Source organism: Glutamicibacter arilaitensis Re117 (assembly GCF_000197735.1).
Classification (GTDB): domain Bacteria; phylum Actinomycetota; class Actinomycetes; order Actinomycetales; family Micrococcaceae; genus Glutamicibacter; species Glutamicibacter arilaitensis.
On record NC_014550.1, the window covers coordinates 859,502 to 882,868 of the forward strand.

The 23,367-nt window shown below is 59.8% G+C and carries 15 protein-coding genes; 9 read left to right on the forward strand and 6 right to left on the reverse strand.

The genetic code is table 11. The features are described 5' to 3' along the window. Positions 1-10: 10 nt before the first annotated feature. The 3 genes from AARI_RS04405 (at position 11) to AARI_RS04415 (ending at position 7,022) form a co-directional block, all read left to right on the forward strand. Positions 11-3,469, forward strand: a complete 3,459-nt coding sequence (locus tag AARI_RS04405; protein ID WP_257997971.1) for a glycosyltransferase family 2 protein — start codon at positions 11-13, stop codon at positions 3,467-3,469. Next, complete coding sequence (locus AARI_RS04410) at positions 3,469-6,066, forward strand: DUF5719 family protein (RefSeq protein WP_013348143.1); 2,598 nt, start codon at positions 3,469-3,471, stop codon at positions 6,064-6,066. Before AARI_RS04405 ends, AARI_RS04410 begins: the two co-directional genes overlap by 1 nt. A gap of 65 nt (positions 6,067-6,131) precedes the next feature. Beyond that, positions 6,132-7,022 carry a COX15/CtaA family protein gene (locus AARI_RS04415; RefSeq protein ID WP_162094118.1) on the forward strand — a complete coding sequence of 297 codons (891 nt, stop codon included), beginning with the start codon at positions 6,132-6,134 and terminating at the stop codon, positions 7,020-7,022. Between the two features lie 12 nt (positions 7,023-7,034). Here AARI_RS04415 and AARI_RS04420 read toward each other — a convergent pair whose 3' ends face one another. Beyond that, positions 7,035-7,493 carry a metallopeptidase family protein gene (locus AARI_RS04420; RefSeq protein ID WP_013348145.1) on the reverse strand — a complete coding sequence of 153 codons (459 nt, stop codon included), beginning with the start codon at positions 7,491-7,493 and terminating at the stop codon, positions 7,035-7,037. A 91-nt stretch (positions 7,494-7,584) separates the two neighbouring features. On the opposite strand from AARI_RS04420, the gene AARI_RS19130 reads away from it, so the two are divergent. Both AARI_RS19130 and AARI_RS18455 read left to right on the forward strand, forming a co-directional pair. Further along, entirely contained in the window at positions 7,585-7,986 is a 402-nt protein-coding gene (locus tag AARI_RS19130) for a DUF3499 domain-containing protein (protein WP_081461091.1), read from the forward strand. A 210-nt stretch (positions 7,987-8,196) separates the two neighbouring features. After that, on the forward strand, positions 8,197-9,798 hold the full coding sequence (locus AARI_RS18455) for a TIGR01906 family membrane protein (RefSeq protein WP_013348148.1): 1,602 nt from the start codon (positions 8,197-8,199) through the stop codon (positions 9,796-9,798). A gap of 69 nt (positions 9,799-9,867) precedes the next feature. Here AARI_RS18455 and AARI_RS04440 read toward each other — a convergent pair whose 3' ends face one another. Together AARI_RS04440 and AARI_RS04445 are read right to left on the reverse strand one after the other, a co-directional pair. After that, a complete protein-coding gene (locus AARI_RS04440) occupies positions 9,868-11,709 on the reverse strand; it encodes an AMP-dependent synthetase/ligase (RefSeq protein ID WP_013348149.1) in 1,842 nt (613 codons plus the stop codon). A 78-nt stretch (positions 11,710-11,787) separates the two neighbouring features. Further along, entirely contained in the window at positions 11,788-13,398 is a 1,611-nt protein-coding gene (locus tag AARI_RS04445) for a dolichyl-phosphate-mannose--protein mannosyltransferase (RefSeq protein ID WP_013348150.1), read from the reverse strand. 68 nt (positions 13,399-13,466) lie between these two features. Here AARI_RS04445 and rsmI point away from each other — a divergent pair, with 68 nt between their 5' ends. Next, entirely contained in the window at positions 13,467-14,327 is an 861-nt protein-coding gene (gene rsmI, locus AARI_RS04450; RefSeq protein ID WP_013348151.1) for a 16S rRNA (cytidine(1402)-2'-O)-methyltransferase, read from the forward strand. Positions 14,328-14,465: 138 nt separating this feature from the next. Beyond that, positions 14,466-15,953, forward strand: coding sequence for an NAD-dependent succinate-semialdehyde dehydrogenase (locus AARI_RS04455; RefSeq protein WP_013348152.1), 1,488 nt, complete (start codon positions 14,466-14,468; stop codon positions 15,951-15,953). 68 nt (positions 15,954-16,021) lie between these two features. Here AARI_RS04455 and AARI_RS04460 read toward each other — a convergent pair whose 3' ends face one another. Genes AARI_RS04460 through AARI_RS04470 form a run of 3 tightly spaced genes read right to left on the reverse strand, consistent with a single transcriptional unit; the run spans position 16,022 to position 20,727 of the window. Then, positions 16,022-18,439 carry a transglutaminase TgpA family protein gene (locus AARI_RS04460; RefSeq protein WP_013348153.1) on the reverse strand — a complete coding sequence of 806 codons (2,418 nt, stop codon included), beginning with the start codon at positions 18,437-18,439 and terminating at the stop codon, positions 16,022-16,024. Beyond that, on the reverse strand, positions 18,429-19,754 hold the full coding sequence (locus AARI_RS04465) for a DUF58 domain-containing protein (protein ID WP_013348154.1): 1,326 nt from the start codon (positions 19,752-19,754) through the stop codon (positions 18,429-18,431). Before AARI_RS04465 ends, AARI_RS04460 begins: the two co-directional genes overlap by 11 nt. Positions 19,755-19,764: 10 nt before the next feature. Next, on the reverse strand, positions 19,765-20,727 hold the full coding sequence (locus AARI_RS04470; protein WP_013348155.1) for an AAA family ATPase: 963 nt from the start codon (positions 20,725-20,727) through the stop codon (positions 19,765-19,767). A 208-nt stretch (positions 20,728-20,935) separates the two neighbouring features. Here AARI_RS04470 and AARI_RS04475 point away from each other — a divergent pair, with 208 nt between their 5' ends. Together AARI_RS04475 and AARI_RS20260 are read left to right on the forward strand one after the other, a co-directional pair. Then, the gene (locus tag AARI_RS04475; protein ID WP_013348156.1) at positions 20,936-21,892 is read left to right on the forward strand and encodes a TatD family hydrolase; all 957 of its coding nucleotides are present in this window, start codon (positions 20,936-20,938) and stop codon (positions 21,890-21,892) included. A 285-nt stretch (positions 21,893-22,177) separates the two neighbouring features. Further along, a complete protein-coding gene (locus tag AARI_RS20260) occupies positions 22,178-23,314 on the forward strand; it encodes a resuscitation-promoting factor (protein WP_269446607.1) in 1,137 nt (378 codons plus the stop codon). The last annotated feature ends 53 nt before the right edge of the window (positions 23,315-23,367 follow it).

Here is a 23,367-nt window from a genome sequence, read left to right on the forward strand (position 1 = left end):
TCGTCCGCCAATTCATGTCACCGCCATCGTTGCTTCGCACGATGGCGCTGACTTTTTACCACGCACTTTGGCCGCATTGCGAAACCAATCCCGGCCTATCGAACGCTTTGTCGGAGTTGACGCTTCGTCCTCTGATGCCTCGCTAGAGGTCTTGCAGGCCAACCTGCCTTCCAATGCAGCCTTGCTGGTTGCCGATGAAGGATCCTTGGGACTCTCGCTGGAAGTGGCCGTTTCGCAACTACCAGAAGCGCGTTTGGACCGTGATGAGTGGCTATGGATTATCCACGATGACTCCATGCCGGCTCCGGACGCACTGGAACAGCTGACTCGCGCCGTCGAGGCATCCGAGTCGGTATCCATCGCCGGCTGCAAGCTGCTGGACATCGACAACCCGCGCCACCTGGCCGAAGTCGGCTTGAGCGTGGACCGCAAGGCCCAGCGCCTGACCCTGATCGATATCGACGAAGTCGACCAGGGGCAGTACGACGGACGCAGCGACTACTTCGCAGTCTCCTCGGCTGGCATGTTCATCCGCCGTGAAGTTTTTGAACACCTGGGCGGATTCGACCCGGCAATCCCAGGCCGCGGCGACGACGTTGACCTCTGCTGGCGCAACCGCTTGGCCGGACACCGCGTTGTTGTGGTTCCGAGCGCCAAGATGTACCACCAGGTCGAGGTAGTCGACTCGCTGGCCGGTCCTCGCGAAGCCAAGCGCGCTGAAGTCTTCCAGCGCTTGAAGTTCGCATCCCCGCTGGCTTTGCCATTTTTGTGGATCGGGTTGCTGCTCGGCGGCATCGGCCACTTCCTTGTAGCTCTATTGGCCAAGGACCCAGGCCATGGGTTCAGCCATTTGGGCTCGGTACTTCGTGGCCTGTTCACCCCGGGCAAGCTGGCCGCTTCACGCCGCAATGTTGCTCAAATCCGTGAAATTCCCCGCCGCCAGGTTCGAAAGCTCATGGCCACCGGCGCGCAGGTGCGCGAATACCGGCGCAATGTGACCACCGGTCGCGGCGACGGCGAAGTCTATGGCGACGGCAGCGGTGCCGACGCGATGGTTGAACCCAGCGGTGACAACTTCTCAGATTTCGTACGGATCGCCCGCCCTCCACGCACCACCGCGGTGCTTTCGCTGATTCTGGCGCTGTTGTTCTCCGGGGCAGCCTCGATGATCGCTTGGCGCAGCCTGCTCGGGTCCAGCGCATTATCCGGCGGTGCCCTGCGCCCGTTCTCGAACACCAACCAGGAAATCGGCGCTAACGCCCTGTCCTGGTGGCAGAACACCACCACCGGTTTGAGCGCACCACCAGATAACTCGGACCTCTTGTTCTGGCTGTTCTCGCTGCTGACTTTCGACCATGCCAACGAAGCATCGGTCTACCTCTTCTTCGCCGCGATGCCGCTGGCAGCCTTGAGCGCCTGGTGGGGCATTGGCGCGGTGAGCCGCTCCCGCGCCGTACGTTTCTTTGCCGCCTTGATCTGGGCACTGCTGCCTTCATTGGTCTCGTCGCTGGCTTCGGGACGTGTCGGCTCGGTATTGATCCATATCCTGCTGCCGCTGTTCTTCCTGGCGATCATTCGCGCCATGAATGCCCATGTGGCTATTGACGGTGCCAAGCCCAAGACCGCCAAGCAGCAGTCCGTCTCCGCGTGGACTGCTTCGGCAAGCGCCGCACTGCTGCTCTGGGTGATTTCCGCTGGCTCCGTCTCCTTCTTCCTGACCGCCAGCATCCTGATCTACGTCTTGGCCATCTTCTCGGTGCGCCGGGCACGAAGCCTATGGTGGATCCCGCTGCCTGCCCTGGTATGGAACCTTCCACTGCTGTTCGCCGGTCTGGGAGATCTGCGACTGCTGTTCACCGAGCCCGGTGCCGCGCAGGCGTTCTCGCCAGCTGCTCCATGGCAGATGCTGCTGGGCTTCCCTGAATACTTCAACGCGAACGCGTCGTTGGTGGGCTGGGACTTCTTGCCTACTGGACCATGGGCCCTGGTTGCCGCGCTGCTAGTTGGCGCGCCGATTATCGGCCTGGCCGTTTTTGGAACCCTGAGTTCTTCGTTCAGCCACAATGCGAGCATGCGCCGCAACTCCCGCCGCCTGCTGTGGGGTGCTGTACTTTCGTTGGCTGCCGGTTGGGCTGTCGGGTTTGTCCCGTACACCCTGGACTCGCATACGGGCGTGAGCGCCTACACCGGTCCGTTCGTTTCCTTCGCAATGTTCGCGATGCTGGCCGCGGCCGCCAACGCTTTGGCTGCCTTGCGCCATGAAGACCAGTTGCGTTCGGTGCGCAAGCAGGCAGCTCGTCCAGTTATGGGCCTGATGGCTGTTTTCAGCGTGCTCACCATTCTCGCTTCGGGCTCTTTCTTGCTTGGTGCCCAGCTGAATCCAGCAGCTGAATCCGAGACGCTTAGCGCCATGAACTCTGCCCAGCAGGTGCGTAGCTCCCAGCCTCGCACGTTGCCGGCCACGGCTGCTGATGCCGGCCGCTCTGAATTCCAGAAGCGCACCTTGGTGCTCAGTCCACGATCCTCCGGTGAAATCGACAGCCACTTGGTTGTCGGCTCAGGCGAAACCCTGGACGGAATCAGCCGCTACTCGCTAGTCAAGCAGCTGAGCGGATCGCTGCTGGATCCTGAACGCAATGAAGCATCAGCCACTGCGCAGGTCCAGAGCAAGGCAGTGGCCATGCTGCTTTCCGGATCCGCGTTGGATTCACGCGAGTCCTTGCGTGATTTGGGCGTGGGCTACATCGTGCTCAACGAGACTGGCGAATCCGTCCCAGCGACCGTTCGCACCTTGGATGCGGCAACGGGCCTGGCCTCGGTCGGCCAGACCGACAGCGGCTGGCTCTGGCGTGTGGACTACGAATCCACCGAAGACTCGCAGAGCGCAGGCTTTGCCCGCATTGTCTCGGAAAATGGCGACGTGACCATCTTGCCGACCCAGCGCGGCAAGATCACTAACATTGAGATCCCGGCCGCTGATTCGCAGCGCACCTTGGTTCTGGCTACCGCGTCAGATCCGCAGCTGCGCGCCAGCCTCAATGGCGAATCCTTGCGTTCGGTCGCTTACCCGCAAGACTCGGAAACACGTTGGGCCCAGGCCTATGAGCTTCCTGCCGAAGGTGGAAAGCTGGCTTTGACCCATAAGGATTCCATGGCCATTCCTGTTCTGGTGCTCAGCGCGATAGTGCTGCTGATTACCGTTCTCTTGGCCATCCCAGTACCAAGTTCGCGACGTTTCGCCAACTACCGGAATACCGAGTACCGCTTCCGTGAACCACGCGGCGAAACTGAAGAAGTCGCTGATGGATCACAGGTTCTGGCCGCAGCTGAAGTACAAAGCCCAGCAACCGGAACCATGCCGCAAAGCCGCCGAGAGGCACGCGAACGCGCCAGCGAGATTCGTGAGAACTTGACCCCGAAGCTCAGCGACCGTATTTCGGACGCTGAAGCCGAGCAGGAGAAAAAGTAGTGAGCGACGAGAAGAACGTGAACTCAGCGGATTCTGCTGACCAGCCCGCTGAACAGACTCCGGTTCCTCAACCAGCAGCCGCGCAGCCCGAACCCAAGGACTCCGCTCCGGTTTCGGCTGCGCTCTCACGCGCTGAGGAAAAGGCAGCCAAGGCGAAGGCCAAGGTCGATGCCAAACTGGATAAGATCCGTGCCAAGGAAGCTCAAGCCCGGGCCAAGGCAGAAGCTAAGAACTCAGCGAAAGCTGCAAAATCCGAGGCCAAGGCCTCCAAGCAGCAAGAAGCCAAGGATCAGCCCAAGCCTGTAGCGCAACCGGCAGCCAAAGACGCTTCTAGCCCTGCAGCGGATTCCAGCTCCGCAGCAAAACCTGACGCCAAAAAGACTGAAGACCAAAGTGCGCCAAAGCCAGAGGCGGCTGGCTCGGTGACTGCGAAGTCCTCGGAAGCACAGGAAAAAACTGCAGCGGGGCTCCCAGCCGCCGCTAGCAAAGATGACGCGGTCGCCAAGCCGGTAGCCAAGAGCGCTGAGCCTGCCAAGGACCCCGATAGCGCGAAGGCGAAGAGCCTGCCCGAATCCGCGATTGGCAAAGCCCCGGAACAGGCTGCAGATGATCCGGTGACGAAACCGGTTGCCGGTGATTCAGCGGGCTCTGCAACGAAGCCGTCCGATGCCAAGGATTCCTCGGCACGGCACAGCACCGTTGCGCCGGTTGCCGCTACGGCTGCTCCGAGCGCCGCTATGAGCTCTGCGGAGGCAGAGACCGAACCGAAGCCGTCTGCAGAATCCAAGTCGGAGGACGCCCCAAAGGCAGCCGAGGCCGAGGATCCCAAGGCCGCGAAGCGGCGCCAAAAGCTGGAGAAGGTCCGCGCCCGCAACGCGGCCAAGGAAGAAGCAGCCAAAACCAGCGCCGTCGCTGCGCCAGCAGCCGCTGCTGAACCAAGTGCTGCAGAACCTGCCGATGGGAAGGTCTCCCAGCGTCGTCTCAAGCTAGACAAAGCTCGCGCCGCCGCGTCCAAGGACGCAGCTTCTGCCACCACCCGCAAGAAGACCGGCGCGGTTCTGCTCAGCTTGGCTGCAGTACTCGCTGCCGGCGCTGTTGTGGGCGCAGGATCGATCTTTGCTCCGGCGCCGGCTGAAAAGTCGCTGCCAGCTGCGGTGACCAACCTGCCTGCAGGTGACTCCAGCAGCGTGTGCTCGGCAACCCCGAAATTGCTCAGGGGCGTGGAAGGCACGGACGCGCAGTTCGCTCCGGGAGCCAAGGAAATTTCCAGCAACCTGCGCAGCGTTGTCGTATCGGATCTCGCTAAGCGTATTCCAGGTTCTTCCTTGTCCAAGCTTGATGGCAGTGACGTGCACGAGCTGACGGAACGAATCGATGACGCCGAAGCTGCTGAAGCTCGGGGCGCCGATGATGAAGGCCTGACCGGATTCATCAGCAAGATTTCAACGCTCAAGGACATTGATGATGCACAGGTCTATTCCTTGCAGCCACTGGGCGAACTAGCTTCCAAGGGCAGCACCTTGCGCAGCTACCAGGCCAAGGACGGCGATTTGGCCGGCTTGGCAGCAGGAACGTGCCAGGCTCCGGCCTCGAATTGGCGTTTCACTGGCCTGCAGACCAGCACTGGGTCCACGAGCGTCATGCATTTGTCGAACCCAACTCACACCACCGCCCAGGTATCCCTGCGGCTTCGTGGTCCAGAAGGCTTGATTGATACTTCGACGTTGCAGAACATCGTGCTGGCAGCGGGGGAAAGCCGGGCTATCGTGTTGGGCGGCTATGCCCAGGACCTGAATTCCATTTCAGCTGAAGTCACTAGCATTGGTGGAAAGATCACCGCTTCAGTTCAGCAGGCTGCATTGCGCGGGTTGACTCCTTCTGGTGTTGAACTGGTAGGCGCTAACGCGTCAGCTTCCAACAGCCAGGTGATTCCTGGGGTGTGGATTGAGAGCAAAGAGAATCTTTCGAAACTGAGCAAGGACAACAAGTCCTTGGTGCCGCAGCTGCATGTCTCCGCAACCGGCGCCTCAGGTGCCGGGTTCAAGGTGAAGGTCTTGGGCGAAGACGGAGAAGTTGCCGCCAGCTTCGAGGATAACCTCGCCGTTGAATCGGACGCCACGAAGAGCATTGACCTGTCGCAGCTAGCCGGCGGTTACTACACGGTGGTTGTTGAATCGGATGCTCCGGTCACCGCAGCGGTGAAGATGGTTCGCGGTTCCGATCCGAAGGATTCCTCCGATACTGCGTGGGCCGCAAGCTCCAACGTGCTGTCCGGGACTCAGGCCATGCCGCTGTCTGCTAACGGCACCGGCAAATTCGCCATCGCCGCCGTGGCATCAGACTCCGAGGTGGAAGCCGTGGTGGTCAACAAGGACGGCAAGCTTGAAAAGCCGAAGAACCTTCAGATTGACGCCGGGCAGAGCATCGTCTTTGATCCGAAGTCCGTCTCTGAAGATGCCCAAGCGGTCATCTTCTCAACGGATGCCAACGCATATCTGGCACAGCTGGTTCTCGGTTCCGAGCGTTCCATTGCCTGGGCGGCCATGCCACAGGCGAATGCCGGACGCGACGGCATGGTGGTGAACATCGGCGGCTAAATTACCGCTATTAAGGAATTGGACTTTTGGTAACCCCATTTGCGTGGCTTGCTCAGCGAGTTGCGTTGGAACGAAAATCGCTCAAGGCCGCTTCGCTTTCGGCAATGATCGCAGCAATTCTGATCATTGTCGGAGGCGGTGTCGTTAGAGTGACCGGTTCCGGCCTAGGCTGTCCAGACTGGCCGACCTGCACTGGTGCTTCCATCGCGCCAACGGCAGAAATGGGAATCCACGCGACCATTGAGTTCGTTAATCGGTTGCTCACCTTTGTCCTTTGCGCGGCCGTTGGCTGGGTCATTATTGCCGCCCGCCTGCAACGCGAAGCAGTTCCCCAGATCACCCGCTGGGCGTGGTTCCAGTTCTGGCTGGTCGTGCTCAATGCGGTGATCGGCGGGGTAACTGTCTGGGTGAAACTGAACCCGTATGTTGTTGCCGCGCACTTCCTCGCCGCTACGTTGCTGCTCACCGCTGCGGCAGCGACCTGGGACAAGGTCCAGAATCTGGGAAGGACCGAGCCGCAGTTCAGCACGGAATCGGTTAGGAAACTGGGAAGCGCGCTGGTGGTTCTCAGTGCTGTCCTGGTAATTCTCGGTACCGGTGTGACCGGTTCAGGCCCGCACGCGGGTGATTCGGCCGAGGTCCCGCGAATGGGCTTTGACTGGTTGCTGATCACCGTGGTGCACGCATCGGTGGCTTTCGGGGCCTTGAGCGTTGCCTCGGTGTTGTGGAACCGTGCACGACGAGATCAGATCACTGAGGTGGAGCGCAAAGCCAAGCTCTACGTTTACGTATTTGCCGCACAGGGCCTGATCGGCGTGATCCAGTCGGTGACCAGCCTTCCAGAGTTGCTGGTGGTCGCGCACTTGGTTGGCTCAGCGTTAGTTTGGATCGGCGCTGTGCGTGTGGGCATCGCGACTCATGCGCCGTGCCGTGAAGTTCAAAGCCCAGCCAGATAGCAATGCCTTGAATCAGAAGTCCGGATCCTCGGGAAAATACGACGGGTCCACTTCTGAGATGGGTTTCATCCATAGCTGCGCTACCTCGTGCACCACGCACTGGTGGACCAGATCCAAGAGCTCACCGGTGTTCTCTGCAATCTGCTCAATGGGCAACCGGTAGATGATGATGCGTGCCGGGCTGCGAGCACCAGCAGGTACCGAAGAAGCAAGCGGAACCCGTTCGCCGAGTGCCGAGGCCTGATCCAGCAGTTTGTCACTGGGGACTGGATCAATCAGGAATTCGATCTTTTCGATCTTGCCGGGCCAGCGCTGCGCCAGTCTTTGCGCGCTGGCCATCACGGCATCATCGAATCGCTCCGGCCGAGAACGGTACGCAGGAAGATGCATCGGAATCAGCGGCCCCCGCCGTCCCCTCCCATGGCGATTACGCCGCGGGCCGCTGGGACGATCAGGCAACTTGGAGTTCATTAACTCAGCCTAACCCTTGCGACACTGTGCTGATGGTCATCAGCCCGCAAAAGGCACAAGATCCCAAGGAAGTGCGGGCCAGCCGAGTAGAATGGCAGACGTGGAAGGTCTTCGTCTTTGTTCTCGCCCAGCTTGCCGTGAAACGGCTCGTGCAACTCTTACCTACGTATACGCTGATTCAACAGCAGTTCTTGGGCCCTTGGCGACTTACCCGGAGCCGCACTGCTATGACCTGTGTGCCCGTCATGCCAATCGCTTGACCGTTCCCAGCGGATGGAACCTGATCCGCGGTGCCATCCCGGAGGTACTGGAACCAGAAGATGAGTTGAACGCGTTGGTCAATGCCGTCCGCGACCGTGAACCGAAGGTTCGCGAACCTCGCCACGCATCAGAATCGCCGACAGATTCGGTCCGCGCCCGCGATAATCGGACCCAGCGATTCGACTCGCGAGTACGCCTGGCGGTCCTGCCTGCCGGCGACGACGAAACCTAGGCAGTCTTCGCCAACGAATTTTTGAACCTGCAACTGCGCTTCTGCCAGGTCCTTCGCTCCTTTTTGTGTCCTAGCTGAAATCCAATTTTGGTGTGGTAATCCGTCAGAAGACTCGACTCGCTGGATATGCTAAAGGCGCATGGGCCGTATGCGGCCTGAAAAGTAACCCCAAAACAGCACACCATCGCGCGAATTGCAGGAGGACTCCTCATGGCTGAGGCGGCGAAGAACCCTACTGGAGGGCAAGGACCTACGGGCCAGCCGGCAGCGGCTGCCACTGGCAATGCGCCGCGCTCACAGGCCAGCCTGAGCCAAAAAGCTGAAGAGCTTGCTGCGCGTTTGGAAGAGCATAAGAACCAGGCCCAGGCGAATGCCGCAGCCGAACGGGAAGCCGCGCGTAAAGAGGCGATCCGCCGAGCGATGTCCGGCAAGACCGAAGCCGAAGCCCAAGCAGCCGCCGCGAGCAAAACGTCTCCAGCTGCTGCCAAGCCTGCTGAAGCCACCAAACCAGCGGCCGCCGCTGCTAAACCAGCGGCCGCCGCTGCTAAACCAGCGGCCGCCGCTGCTAAACCTGCTGCTGCCAAAACCCCGGCCGCTAAAGCGCCGGCCGTCAAGCAACCGGTCAAACCAGCAGCTGCTAAGCCCGCGGCTGCAAAGCCTGCGGCTGCAAAGCCTGCTGCGGCAGCCAAACCAGCCACGGCAAAACCAGCGGCAGCCAAGCCAGGAACCGCCAAGCCAGCTGCTGCCGCGAAACCTGCTGCGAAGGCTTCCGCTGCGAAGCCAACGGCTAAAGAGCCTGTAGAAGACGTCATCCGTGCGATCAAGCTACCGCACGAAATTGAAGCTGAGAAGCAAGCCCAAAGCAAAGGCAAGGAAGCTGGCGCCAAGAGCGCTCAACCAGCAGCGAAGGCTGACACCACAAGCACTGCTGAACAAAGCGTTCCGCCGGTGTCTGTGGCACCGAAGACCGGATCGCTGCCAACGACCAAGGCGGCCGTGGCCCAGGCCCGAAATCGTGTGTTCGGCAGCTATGAACCAGAGCCAGAACGTTCCGAAGCTGCGGTAAAGCGCCGGGTCGCACGCGAGCGTGCCTTGAATTCCAAGCCGGCCCTGGGCCGTACCGCTCAGGTGATCGTAGCTTTGGTCTTCCCGTTGCTGACCCTGATTGCCGCGATTCGGTTGATTGCTACGCCAGCGTTCTTGGCGCTGTCCTATGGCCGTCCTGGTTTCCCAAGCGACTCCTTCGGCTTCACCGATCCTGAACGCCTGACCTACGGCAGCTACGGGGTGGACTACCTGAACAACTTCGCCGGTCCGGAGTACTTGTCGGGTCTGAAGCTCCCGACCGGTTCGAGCATGTTTACCGACGGGGAAGTCCAGCACATGGTGGACGTCAAGAATCTGATCGGATTCGCCTACATCCTCGGCGTTGTTCTTGCCATCATCTTGGTCATCGGAGTTTGGTACCTTGCCAAGCGATATGCCGGTGGCGTGCGCCGGGCACTATTCGCCGGGGCAATCCTGACCTTGGCGGGGATAGCTGCGCTCGTGGTCTTAGCCATCATGGGCTGGGACGCCTTCTTCACCCAGTTCCACGCATTGTTCTTCTCCGAAGGCACATGGACCTTCAGCGTCAGCGACACTTTGATCCGGTTGTACCCAGAGCAGTTCTGGCTCGATAGCGCCATCGGTATCGCAGTGCTCGTACTGGCTGCCATCATCGCCGTGCTGATCAGTTGCTGGCCTACTGGCCGCCGCCGCGAAGCTGCCAGGCTACGCCAGGAAGCCCGCGCCTTCGGCATCGGGAACTAGGGCATAACAAAGCACAAAGCACTGGGGAGCAGTTCAATGAACTGCTCCCCAGTGCTTTTGCGTTGAGTACTACTTGCGGTAAAACGCCTCGATGCGATCCTCGAATTGATCAAGAACGCTCTGGCGCTTGAGCTTCAGCGAGTTGGTCAGATGCCCGGAAGCTTCGGTGAATTCATCTTCCAAGACAACGAACTTGCGGATGGACTCGGCCTTGGAGACGGTCAGGTTAGCGGTATCGACGTAGCTTTGGATCTCGGCGATAACAGCCGGGTTGATGGCCGCTTCAGCCAGAGTCATGGTTCCAAGCCCGTTGGCCTTGGCCCACAGCACCAGCTCTTCGCGATCCAAGGTCACGATGGCGGAAATGAATGGCCGCTGTTCGCCAACCAGCACGCACTGGGCGGCAATGCGTCCGGCACGGACCATTTCTTCCAGGGGACCGGGGGAGACGTTCTTCCCGCCTGCGGTGACAATCAGTTCCTTCTTGCGCCCGGTGACCTGCAAGAAGCCCCCGTCATCCAGGACACCGGTGTCACCGGTCTTGAAGTAGCCATCTTGATCGAAGACGGCCGCGGTGGCTTCCGGGCTGTTGTGGTAGCTGGCAAAAACTCCGATGCCCTTGACCAGGATTTCTCCATCTTCAGCGATCTTGATGGAGGTGCCGGGGAGGGGGCGGCCCACGGTGCCCACACGATTGCGTGATGCCTGGTTCACGGTGGCCGGCGCGGTGGTCTCGGTCAGTCCGTAGCCTTCGAGCAAGTCAATGCCTGCACCGCGGAAGAAGTGCGCCAAATCCTGGCTCAAGGCGCTGGCTCCAGAGATCGCGTAAGCGCATTGGCCGCCGAAAACCGAGCGCAGCTTCGGATAGAGCACCTTGTTGAATAAGGCATGGCGAGCACGCAGGCCCAAAGGCATCCGCGCTTTGATCCCGCGCGAACGAGCGTCGCGGATCTTGGACACCTCGATGGCGGTCTGTTCTGCCTTGAGGAATAGCTCAGCCTTGCCACCGCGTTCGGCTGTGGCCAAGGCGGTGGTGCGGATCTTTTCAAAGACGCGCGGCACAGCCAGCAGGAAGCCAGGCTTGACCGCTGCCAGATCCTCGACCAGGTTGGCCATGGAGCTGGAATGCGCAATTACCGAACCGCCGTGGATGCAGGTCTGCTGGACGGCACGGGCCAAGACGTGGGCCAGCGGCAAGAACATCAACGTGCGGCGCTCTTCGCCCAGGACTTCGAGCATGTGCTCGGCCAGGTTGTGTGCCACCATGGCGAAGTTCGAGTGGGTCATGTTGCAGCCCTTGGGACGGCCAGTGGTCCCTGAGGTGTAAACCATCGTGGCCACGTCTTCCAGGGCCATGGAAGCGCGACGGGACTCGATGAGCTGCTCATCGACCTGCGAGGCTGGAACCATCAGCTGATGCAGGCCGGCGGAGGGGATCAGCGACTTGTCGGCAGTATCTGAACCTTCAAAGATATGGGTGCGGACCGATTCGCCGAGCTGGGCTGCTGCCTGGCGGACATTCGCGCGCAGCTCATGGTTCTCAGCGAACACCACACGGGCACCGGAATCGCGCAGGATCCATTCGATTTGGAATGCGCTGGAGGTTTCATAGATGGGCACGGTCACGCCGCCGGCGAACCAGATCGCTTCTTCTGCCAGAGCCCACTCATAGCGGGTGCGTGAAATAATCGCGACCTTGTCCCCGGGCTGCAAGCCGTCATTGATCAGCGTCATTGCAAGTCGCTTGACATCGGTGAGGAAAGCGCAGGCGCTTAGCTCGTGCCAAACACCGTCGCGCTGCACGCTGAACAGCGGGCGCTGCGCACCGCGTGCCACGCGGTCAAGGAGCAGGTTCGTCGTGTTGACCTCTGGTGCTAAAGCGGTGAGAAGTTCGACGGTGACTTCTTGCATGGAAGAGTTGTCCTTTGAAAATCGGTGATCAGCTAAGTGGCCTATTTCATGTAAATAGGTGGCTAAGCCGCAGGTGGCCTAGCCCCAGCTAGGCAGCCACACGTGCAAGCGCCAATAGTCATCCGCGATCATTTCTCCACTCCAGATTGGCCAGAAGAAGGCCGACGTGACTAGTAATAACGCCATAAATATGGTCACTATGATGACGCGTGAGCGGTACACGGCACCGGAATGGGGGTCGCGCGGAATGAACCTGCCAATCATATACGTCAACGCGAGCACCATGAACGGAACCAGTGGCAGAGTGTAGAAGAAGAACATCGTGCGTTCTGGGTACATGAGCCATGGCAGGAAGCCTGCAGCTACCGAAGAAAGGATTGCTCCGGCGCGCCAGTCGCGGGCACCAATCCACCACAAGATCAGCAAGAACATGCTGATGGTGCAGGCCCACCACATCAAGGGGTTAGGCAAGTCCGTGATGACCTCGGTGCAACGCTGCAGTTCGCAGCCGTTGACGCCCTTGTCGTAGCCTTCGAAATAGAACAGCACCGGACGCCCGGCAAAGGGCCACGTCCATGGCGAGGACTGCCAACCGTGCTCGGAGTTCAACCCGGTATGGAATTCATATCCGGCTTGGTGATAGTTCCACAAGGAGCGCAGCGGCCCGGGCAGCCAGCTGATGCCTTCGCCTGGATTTTCCTGAGCCCAATTACGGTAGCGTCCGCCCTGGGTGATGAGCCATCCGGTCCAAGTGGACAAGTAGGTCAGCAGGACCAGCGGCATCATGGTGATAAATGAGTACAGGCCGTCACGGGTGAAGGCCGCAGACTGCCATTTGTGGATGCCTGCGGTGCGCCGAGCGGCAAAGTCCCACAGCACCGCCATGAGGCAGAAAACAGCGACAAAGGACAACGCCGACCACTTGATGCCAACCGCTCCACCAAGCATGATGGCTGCGACCAGACGCCACGGGCGCCACCAGAGCATCGGACCGTGGATTAGCAAGAATTCATCGGGGCGGTTGCCTTCAGGAACTGCAAGCTTCCGCGCTAGTGCGGTTCTGCCTTGGGCCCGGTCTTTGAGCAATGCATAGAACGCGGCAATGACGAAGAACATCAAGAAGATGTCCAGCAGTGCCGTGCGTGACATGACGATGGAATGGCCATCGACGGCCATGAGCAGGCCTGCGATCGCGGCAAGGATGTGGGAACCGAAGAGCAAACGCGCGCACAGGGTCACGAGCAGAACCGACAGGGTGCCAAGAAGCGCCGTGGAAAAACGCCAGCCGAAGCCATTGAAATCGCCGAAGAGCAGCATGCCCACGCCGATCATCCACTTGCCCAGTGGCGGATGGACCACAAAGGATGACTCGTCCTGCAACTGCGGGTCACCGGCAATGAATTGCTCGTCGCTCTCGTCAGCCCACTCACGCTCATAGCCGCTTTGCAGCATCGCAAAGGCATCTTTGACGTAATAGGTTTCGTCGAAGATCAGCAAGTGCGGGTGGGCCAAATTGATGAAACGCAGGAGTCCGGCGATAAGGGTGACGAGCAGCGGGACGATCCATATCAGCGGGCCGCGAGGAGCAACCACGGGTAGGAGCCGTTGTTTCAAGCTCTCAAAAGTGAAGGCCTGTCGCGCCGAGCGTACATGGCCGGTGTCCGGAGTGTTCAATACCGAGGTGCCCATCACCAAATCATGCTACCGGTGGATAGTCCAGAAAGTAGGATTTTCCTGCGTCGCGTAGGCTTAAGAATGTGCAGAACTCAGATAATGAGGGCGTAATCGTCCTGGGCGCCACCCCGATAGGCAATTTGTCCGACGCTTCGCCTCGGTTGCGGGAGATCATGGCCACCGCCGATATCATCGCCGCGGAGGACACCAGAAACTTCCACCACCTGGCTCATGCCTTGGGCATTAAGATCAATGCCAAGGTGATGAGCCTGCATGAGCACAACGAGGCTCATAAGCTCACCGAGGTGCTTGAGCTGGCTACCGAGGGTGCCACGGTTCTGGTGGTTTCCGACGCTGGAATGCCAGCGGTTTCGGATCCCGGATACCCATTGGTGGCTGCTGCCATGAGCGCAGGCATCCGAGTCACTGCAGTACCTGGCCCCTCCGCGGTGCTGACCGCGCTGGCCCTGTCCGGTTTGCCAACTGGCCGTTTCACTTTTGAAGGTTTCTTGCCGCGCAAGACCGGGGAGCGCCGGAAGCGTCTTGATTCCTTGCTCAACGAAGATCGCACCATGGTGTTCTTCGAAGCCCCGCACAGGCTCAATGATTTCCTGGACGCCGCGATTGAGGCTTTCGGTCCGGAACGCGAGGCGGCCGTGGCCCGCGAGCTGACCAAGAAATTCGAGGAAGTGCGCCGTGATTCGCTGAGCGGACTGCGTGCGTGGGCTGAAGACGGCGTGCGCGGTGAAATCGTGGTGGTGGTCCACGGTGCGCCAGAAGCCGATGCCGCTTCCATTGAGGATTTGTTACCCAAGGTTGCGTCGTTGGTTGATGAAGGCGTGCGGATGAAGCAAGCAGTGGCTGACGTCGCCGAAAAATTCGGAGCCAAGAAACGTGAGCTTTACGAGGCTGTTCTCGCCTCACGTCACGAAGCGGAAAAATAGCCGCGTTCGCATAGGCTAAATGCACAATGAATGCTCGCTTTCATCGTGCAGACGGCAATTTACATTCGTGGCCTGCCGGGAATAGCGTAGACATCAAAGACGATCAGTTTTCATTACTTATTATCAGGAGACGCACGTATGTCGATTACGGCCCAGCGCGAAGCAGAGTTGCTTGCCAAGGTACCAACCGGCCTTTTGATTAATGGCGAATGGCGAGATGCCTCGGATGGCGGCACCTTCGACGTGCTTGATCCGGCGACCGGAGAAAAGCTGCTGACCCTGGCCAGCGCGACCAGCGAAGACGCCATGGCGGCCCTGGATGCCGCTGACGCAGTTCAGGCCGAATGGGCGCTGACCGCGCCACGCGAACGCGCCGAGATCCTGCGCCGCGCCTTTGACCTGGTGACCGCGCGCAAAGACGACTTCGCGCTGCTGATGAGCCTTGAAATGGGCAAGCCGCTGGCCGAGGCTTACGGCGAAGTGACCTACGGTGCTGAATTCCTGCGCTGGTTCTCCGAAGAGACCGTGCGCCACTACGGCCGCTACGTCACCACCCCAGAGGGCAAGAACAAGGTGCTGGTGCACCACAAGCCAGTTGGCCCATGCCTGCTGATTACCCCGTGGAACTTCCCACTGGCCATGGCCACCCGCAAGGTCGGCCCGGCCATTGCCGCCGGTTGCACCATGGTGCTCAAGCCTGCCAAGCTGACCCCGCTGACCTCGCAGCTGTTTGCGGCCACCATGATGGAAGCCGGCCTGCCAGCTGGCGTGCTGAACGTGGTCTCCGGTTCTTCGGCTTCGAAGATCTCCGGCCCGCTGATGGCCGATGACCGCCTGCGCAAGGTTTCCTTCACCGGCTCCACCCCAGTGGGCAAGCAGCTCATGAAGGATGCCGCGGACAAGGTTCTGCGTACCTCGATGGAACTGGGCGGCAACGCACCATTCCTCGTGTTCGAGGATGCTGACCTGGATGCAGCTGTTGAAGGCGCCATGGCTGCCAAGATGCGCAACATGGGCGAGGCCTGCACTGCAGCGAACCGCTTCCTGGTCCACGAGGACGTAGCCGAAGAATTCACCGCGAAGTTCGCATCGGCCATGAAGGCCCTGAAGCCAGGACGCGGTACCGACCCGGATACCACCGTTGGCCCATTGGTCGAGGAAAAGGCCCGCGACGAAGTCCACGCACTGGTCGAGGCCGCTGTCGCAGCCGGCGCAACTGCCGTCACCGGTGGTGCGCCAGTAGACGGACCAGGCTACTTCTACCAGCCAACCGTGCTGGCCAACGTGGCCAACGACGCGACGATCCTGACCCAGGAAATCTTCGGCCCAGTGGCACCGGTGACCACCTTCAAGAACGAGGCCGAAGCCATCAAGCTGGCTAACGCCAGCGAATACGGCCTGGCGTCCTACATCTACTCGCAGGACTTCAACCGCATGTTCCGCGTTTCGGAGCAGATCGAATTCGGTCTGGTCGGCTTCAACGCTGGCGTCATCTCCAACGCCGCGGCACCATTCGGTGGCGTGAAGCAGTCGGGTCTGGGCCGTGAAGGCGGCGCAGAAGGCCTGGCAGAGTACACCACGGTGCAGTACATCGGCATCGCCGATCCATACGCAGCCAAGAAGTAAATTCTTCAGCTACAGCCAAGGCCCACCCGGAACGTTCCGGGTGGGCCTTGGCTTTTTAAATTCAACTGCTAGGCATTGATTCGCGGACGCTTGCCTGGGCGGGCAGGGCGCACCGAATTAGGGAACAGGAACGCTGAGCAGCGCTGGATGAAGCTCAGTTCGCTGCGCAAGTTTTCTTGAACCGCACGCAAGGCATCAAGCAAGATCGTGCTGTCTTCGGCACCCAGATGCCTGTTGGCGTAGAAGCTCTCTTGAACCACGGTTTTCAACGTCTGCAGTTCATCGGCCACCTGCGGATGATTTTCGCTCAATCGCGTAGTGTAGTCGCCAGCTGACTCGTGATGGCCTGCTGGTTCCCGATAATCCGCGCCAATGGCCTGCAGCTCGGCCAATAGCGCGCGGGCAGCCGAATCCCCGCCCCTGCGCACCCGCTCCAGCCGTTCTTGGCGTTGCCGATGGCGGATCCACGGAGAAACGCTCAACGCGAAGCAAGCGGCCACGAGCAGAACCGGAACCAGCCAGGCAACGAACGAATCTTGAGCTTCATTGCCAACGGCATCAGCCTGGGCCGTTGGCGTGGCACTGGCTGAAGCGCTCGGGACGCTGCGTTCGGTGGGGACCTCGGGCGCAGTACTTTCTTGCGGGGTAGAGGTAGGCGTTGGTTCCGGAGCATAGCTTGGTGAGTAGCCACGCCCCGGGGTCGGTTCGAAGGAAACCCATCCCATGCCGTTCAGGTACAGTTCCGGCCACGCATGGGACTGCTTTCCACTGACCGAGTAGCCGGTGAGCTCTGTGCCGTCTTCAATGCTCCGGTCCAGCATGCCCCGGGACATGTCGTCGTTGAAGTTGATGCTCTCTCCGGTAGCTTCACCTGGCGCGTAGCCCACTACGATGCGCGAGGGGATGCCTGCCTTGCGCGCAAGCAGCGCCATGGCGGAGGCAAAATGCACACAGTATCCTTGGCGCCGGGACAAGAAGGCTTCGACGACACGGGAATTGGCGCCGTCATAGCCTTCGCGCAGGGGCGTGCGTTCGGAGTAGACGAAGTCGCCGGAACGGAAGAAATGCTGCAGCGCTATGGCGGCATCGATATCATTGGCAGGAATCCCGCCCTGGCCGAAGACTTCGTTCAAAGTTTGCTGCAATAGCGGTTCCAGCCCATTATCTGGATCTTGGGGAAGCTTCAGATATTCGGGCAGCTGCGCAGCTGCACTGATTCCCAACTGGCCGATGTTGCGGACCATTTCGGTATTGATGAATAAGTCCGCATAGGTCACGGAAATATCGTTGGTGGATGCCCGGGCCTCGGAGGAGAGACCGGCGACGGAAGTCTCATAAGTCCAATTCCAGTCCCCAGCGATGCCCTGCACGAAGTGGGCTCGGTTGGGCAGGGGGAGCACGGAAGTGCTGATTCCACCGGGCCAGTTCATTTGAAGCAGTTCATTGGTGCTGTTGAGCTCGTTGAAATTCTTCGGAACTGCTGTGGTGCCGTTAAGCGTGGATGTCAGCATGTCTTCGCTTGGTTCCCAGCGGTCAGCGGAGAGGTCCTTGATGACCTGGGTGCGCAGATACGGCGCCTTTTCTGCGGTCGTGTAGTAGGTCAAAATAGGGACGCCGCTGTTTGAACGCAGGTCTCGCCCCAGATTGATCAACGGGTCGACATTGCTTGCCAGCAAGTCTCCCGACGGCCGTTGCCCTTCGGAGAACATACCATTGCGGAACCCTGGCATCCAGGAGCTGGCGGCCAAGAGGACACTGATGCAAGCCATGGCGGTTATACCTAGAATTCCCAACGTCCTGGGCTTGGGCAGGGGCACTCTGGCATGCTTGGCGGATACCGGGGCGAAGAGATAGGGAATGAGAGCGATATACCCGAGCATGCCCAGCAAAATCAGCGCCAGATAACCAATTCCGGCTCCTTCTTGCTTGAACAGCGAGGCGATAATCGGTGCCAGCGTTATGGGAATGATGCTCAGCATGGCCAGCCGGCGCGAACCGGCCAGCAGCTCGACGGCCAAGCTGATGGCCAGCGTGAAGCACAGGACGCTGAAGGCTACGGGCAGGGAAGTGGCCACAGGCGGAACTTGAGTGGCCAGCTGCATGCCAGCTTCGCTCAACATCGCCCAGACCCACTGGGTAAATGGCAAGTTCCCCAGGTTCAGTGTGCGGGCTTCGCTGAACGCGACGGCAAGCAGTGCCACGATCGCCGCCGCGGGAAAAGCAGCCCAGCGCAAGCGGGGGATTGCGCGCAATACAGCGGCCGATAAGTGCAAGGCAAGAATCGGGACGACCAGGGCCGGGAACCAACGAGCACCTTCGACAACGCCGCTCAGCGAGGCCGAGCCGGCCAGCACTGCGACAGCAAGGCAGCACGCGGCGGCAATCGGAACGAGCAACCACCGCAGTGCCCGCTTGTACCCTGGCTCCGGAGTGGGAGCTGGAGGGTTTGCAATTTGCGCGAGGCGCGCGGCAAGGTCAGCGCTCATCGTTCCACATCGAATCTATGGACATGTTGCCGGGAAGGATGTGTATTTTCCATCCGGTGCGTGCCAATTCCTGGTGCACGCGCAGATAACGTTCTGGGTTGCTGACCAATAGGAACAGCTCACCGTGGCGCACGGTGCGGGCGAGGGTAGCCAGCCATGCTGCCTGAGCCGTGTCGAGTTCACCGAGGATCATGATGACAGGTTCGTCGCGGTAGCCCAGCAATTCCTTGTGCAAGGAACTGCCGAAGATTTCTGCTCCATTGGCGGGCATTGCATCATTGACCAAGGCCAATTCCGACGTTGCAGCATGGAAGTCTTCAAAAGAATCCAGTGCGCCCAGCTCGGAGATGCTCTGCTGGTCGCGTTCAGCCAAGGGCATTCCGTCCAGATTGCGGAAGGCGAGCTGGTAGCCGCTGTTGGCGTAGCGCAGGCCAATGCTGCTGGCCAATGACAATGCGTTCTCGAAGCGGCGACTGCTGGTCAGCGCTTCTGCGCGAGCCTGCGGCAAGGAGAGCTTCAGATCCGATCCGCTGTGGATCCAGCGGTCCAAGGAAGTATCCAAAGCCAGAAGGGCTTGGGCTGTGGCGACGTGGTTTTCTTGGCGAACCATGAGCTTGCCGTGGCGGGCGCTGGCTTTCCAATGGACCTGGCGGATGGAGTCTCCTTGCTGGTAGTCGCGGGTGGCGACATCGTAGTAATCGGCGGTGGTGCTCCGGGAGAATTTGGCATCGCCGGTCAGCGTGCGTTCGCCCAGCGAGGCCAGCCGATCCAGGGCATGCAGTTGCGAACGTACAGGAACTTCCAAATCGTCCCCGGTGCGCACCATTCCCCGGATAAGTCCCAGCGGGTCGCCGACTATTTGCTGGGCAGGCCCCAATAGATGGATTCCGCGCGTGCGGAACACCAACTCGTATTCAACGGATCCAGGAGCTTGGAAGCGCGGGCCGGGGCCAAAATCTTCTGGCAGTTGCTCTTGGATGGTTGCTGGTTCGGCACAGGTTAAACGGAACCTGCTGACCTCGCCAACGCTGGGAACCACAGAGAGCAGTTCGCGGTGCAAATTCGTTCGTCCACGCAAGTTGAAGGCCAAGGCCCAGCTGGCCAACGCCAACGTCAGCAGCGCCAGGCCCAGCGCCATCATTTCGTGCCGTCCCAACAGGTAGGACACGAATACCAGCAGTCCGCCAGCCGCTGCCGTGCACCAGCCACGCACAGTGAACAGGTCAAGATGCCACCGCCGCAGGGCCGGCGGTGTTGTCTCGGTCCGCGTCCACGACAGGGCATCGCGCGAATCGTAGCGGGGAATCTTTTCCATGGCTGTTGTGCTAGTTCACGGGGGTGCTGGCAACCAGCTCTTGAATCACAGCACTGGTATCCATACCGTCGGCAACCGCTCTTCGGGTCAGAATCAGGCGGTGGTTGAGCACCATTTGGGCTACGCTGCGAACGTCTTCGGGCAATACGTGGTCGCGTCCTTGGATTGCGGCACGGGCCTTGGCGGCGCGGACCCACTGGATCAGAGCGCGCGGGGAGGCGCCCAAGGCTACTTGCGGATGCTCGCGGGTGGCCCGGCCCAGATCCACGACGTAGGAGCCCAAGCGTTCGGTGACAATGACCGTTTTGACCTGCTCAATCATGTGCCGTAGCTCCGCTAGCTCCACCACGGCCCGCAGTGCTTCCAAGGGGTCGAATTGGTGCCGGCCGGCAAGCATCGAGATTTCCGCGTCGCGTTGCGGATACCCCAGCGACAGCCGTGCCATGAATCGGTCACGTTGGGCTTCAGGCAAAGCGAAAGTGCCTTCAGAATCAACGGGATTCTGGGTTGCCACCACCATGAAGGGCTGCTCTAGCCGGTGGGTGATTGAATCTACGGTGACTTGTTGTTCTTCCATGCATTCAAGCAGTGCCGACTGTGTTTTAGCGTTTGCCCGGTTGATCTCATCGGCAATGACAATATTGGCGAAGATCGGCCCCGGGTGGAAGGTGAATTCGTGTGTCTGCGGGGAGTACACCGAAACGCCGGTGACATCGCTGGGCAGAAGATCCGGGGTGAACTGAATGCGATGAACTGAACCATTGACACTGCGCGCCATTGATTTGGCCAGCATGGTCTTGCCGACTCCTGGGACGTCTTCGATCAAGAGATGGCCCTGTGCCAGCAATACGGTCAATGCGCTGGTTACGGCCTCTGGCTTGCCAGTGATGACGCTTTGGACCGCATCGAATATCCGCTGGCAATTCGACTGGAATGCTGAATCGAGCGACGGCACTGTTTGGTTCGCACTCATGCGCGGCTCCTTCTGAAGAATGAATCACCTGCGAGATCATTCGCAGTTACTGCATTCGATTGCGTCTTGCATCACATCATATGGGGTTCTTTTATCCAGCAACAGACTCTTATTGCCGGGGAGTGAGCGCCGGATTATTGCCAATGCACGAGGTGGTGCCACAATTAACCGCAGGGTTGACCTCAGTACTGATGCGCAAAGGATTACCGTGTCCAAGAAGAAACATACCGATCTCACGCTGGTTCCAGCAGCTTACCGCCCTGTGGACGAAGCGCCGCAGGCTCAGCAGGGGGAGCGGGCGCGCGCTGCAGACAGCGAAGAAGGTGGAAGCAAGCGCAATTTGCACTACCCGGAAGCGCCCGAGGCGCTGCCAGTTCCCGTGGTCGATAACCACACGCACTTGGACTTCCTTGACGGAACCGTGAAGGTATCGGCCTCCGAGGCGCTAGCTGCGGCAGCTGCCGTCGGTGTTAAAGGGCTGATCCAAGTTGGCTGCGATGTGCAGTCATCTGAATATGCTGTTCAGGTCGCCAACGAGCATGCGAATATTCTGGCAGCCGTAGCCATTCATCCCAACGATGCGGCCCGCCTTGCTGAGCGTGCGCAGCTGGACCAGGCGATCGGGCGGATCGAAGAGCTGGCCTCGGATCCGCGGGTGCGTGCCATCGGGGAGACGGGGTTGGACTACTACCGGACCGGTGAAGAGGGACGTGGGGCGCAGGAGCATTCCTTCCGCGAGCACTTGCGCATAGCCGTAGAACAAGGCAAGGCTCTGCAAATCCATGATCGCGATGCCCATGACGACGTCGTTCGGGTGCTGCAGGATGCGCAGTTGCCGAAGAAAGTGGTCTTCCACTGCTTCTCAGGCGATGCGCAGCTGGCACGCATCTGCAACGACAATGGCTGGTACATGTCGTTCTCGGGAACGGTGACGTTCAAGAATTCCCATGATCTTCGCGAAGCTCTGGAACTGGCTGATCCGAAATTGCTTTTGGTGGAAACCGATGCCCCGTTCTTGACGCCGCACCCATTCCGCGGACGCCCTAACGCGAGCTACATGATTCCCTACACCACTAGGTTCTTGGCGGAAACCAAGGGGATTGAACTGGCCGAATTCTGCACCCAGATTGATGCCAATACCCGCGAAGTGTACGGAGGATTCTAGACCGGGACGGTGTGGGTCTCGTTACAGGACACTTGCAAGAATTATAACAATTCGGTTACGGTGGATGAGATGTCCGAAGATGTTCCTGCCAGAAAATGGCATGGTGCGTCCAAGGCAGCCTGATCCTCTCGCCTCGATGCAAACGGAAACACGGCGCAATTTTGATTGAAGAACAGGCAGCGAAAGCTGCCGGGCTCAACCAATGAACCGGAAAGACCATCCGGCGTCGGGCCTACAAACGATGGGGATCTTACTACCGTGACTCACTTGCTCAAGAAAACATGGGTGAAATACCTGGCTCAGGCGCTCGCCGTAGCCGTGGTTATCGCCGGTGCAGTGTTCTACATCTCCGGCCAGATGTCGGTCGTCGTTTCCGTTGACGGGCAGCGCGAAGAAATCACCACCCGTGCAGCTACCGTTGGCGCACTGCTCGAACAGCAGGACATCAACTTGGCCAAGCGCGACGAGATCTCCGCCGCACTGGATTCCGATCTTGCCGATGAGCAGCTGGTGGATATCAAGCGCAACAAGTCCATCGACGTAACCGTCGATGGCACCGAGCGCGTCGTGCACACGACCGGCATGACCGTTGCCGACGTTGTTGCACAGCTCGATATTGACAAGGATTCCGAGATTTCCCTCGATGGAGACATGGAGCTTGCTGCCTTGAGCGACGAACTGGAAGTCGTCACTCCCAAGGACATGACCCTGATTGTCAAGGACAAGAAGAAAAAGATCGCATCGACCGCATTGACCGTCAAGGAACTGCTCGCAGAGCAGAAGATCGAAGTCGACGGCAACGATGAAATCAACGTAAAGATCAAGGGCGAAACCGATAAGAACGCCAAGGACAGCGTCAAGCTGGCTGCCGACGCGACCGTCGAGGTCATCGACGTAACCGTCAAGACCTGGGATGAAACCCGCGACATCGACTTCGAGACCAAGAAGGTCAAGGACAGCTCGCTGGACAAGGGCGAGACCAAGGTCAAGACCGAAGGCGAAAAGGGCGAGCGTGATCTGACCCTGCGCCAGGAATCCCGCAATGGCAAGAAGGGCGAGGAAGAAGTCCTCAAGTCCAAGATCACCAAGAAACCGGTTGCTGAAGTCATCAAGGTTGGTACCAAGGAAGAAGAGAAGGAAACTACTTCCAAGAAGACTCCAACCCCGAGCAACATTTCCTCAACCTGGGCTGCACTGGCTAAGTGCGAGTCCGGTGGCAATTGGTCGATCAACACCGGCAACGGCTACTACGGCGGCCTGCAGTTCTCCGCATCTTCGTGGCGCGCAGCAGGTGGCGCCCAGTACGCACCGCTGCCGCACCAGGCAAGCCCTGCAGAGCAGATTGCGACCGCTGAAAAGCTGCGTGCCAACGGCGGATGGGGCCACTGGCCACACTGCTCGGCCAAGCTGGGTCTGCGCTAAACACAAAAGCTGAATAACAACGCGACGCGTCCACCATCACGGTGGATGCGTCG

Excerpts from the sequence above, each read along its gene's own strand:
- AARI_RS04445 (WP_013348150.1), bottom strand. The coding sequence starts at position 13,398 with ATGGGCACCTCGGTATTGAACACTCCGGACACCGGCCATGTACGCTCG.
- AARI_RS04420 (WP_013348145.1), bottom strand. The coding sequence starts at position 7,493 with ATGAACTCCAAGTTGCCTGATCGTCCCAGCGGCCCGCGGCGTAATCGC.
- AARI_RS04440 (WP_013348149.1), bottom strand. The coding sequence starts at position 11,709 with ATGCAAGAAGTCACCGTCGAACTTCTCACCGCTTTAGCACCAGAGGTC.
- AARI_RS04465 (WP_013348154.1), bottom strand. The coding sequence starts at position 19,754 with ATGGAAAAGATTCCCCGCTACGATTCGCGCGATGCCCTGTCGTGGACG.
- AARI_RS04470 (WP_013348155.1), bottom strand. The coding sequence starts at position 20,727 with ATGAGTGCGAACCAAACAGTGCCGTCGCTCGATTCAGCATTCCAGTCG.
- AARI_RS19130 (WP_081461091.1), top strand. The coding sequence starts at position 7,585 with ATGGCAGACGTGGAAGGTCTTCGTCTTTGTTCTCGCCCAGCTTGCCGT.
- AARI_RS04455 (WP_013348152.1), top strand. The coding sequence starts at position 14,466 with ATGTCGATTACGGCCCAGCGCGAAGCAGAGTTGCTTGCCAAGGTACCA.
- AARI_RS04460 (WP_013348153.1), bottom strand. The coding sequence starts at position 18,439 with ATGAGCGCTGACCTTGCCGCGCGCCTCGCGCAAATTGCAAACCCTCCA.
- AARI_RS18455 (WP_013348148.1), top strand. The coding sequence starts at position 8,197 with ATGGCTGAGGCGGCGAAGAACCCTACTGGAGGGCAAGGACCTACGGGC.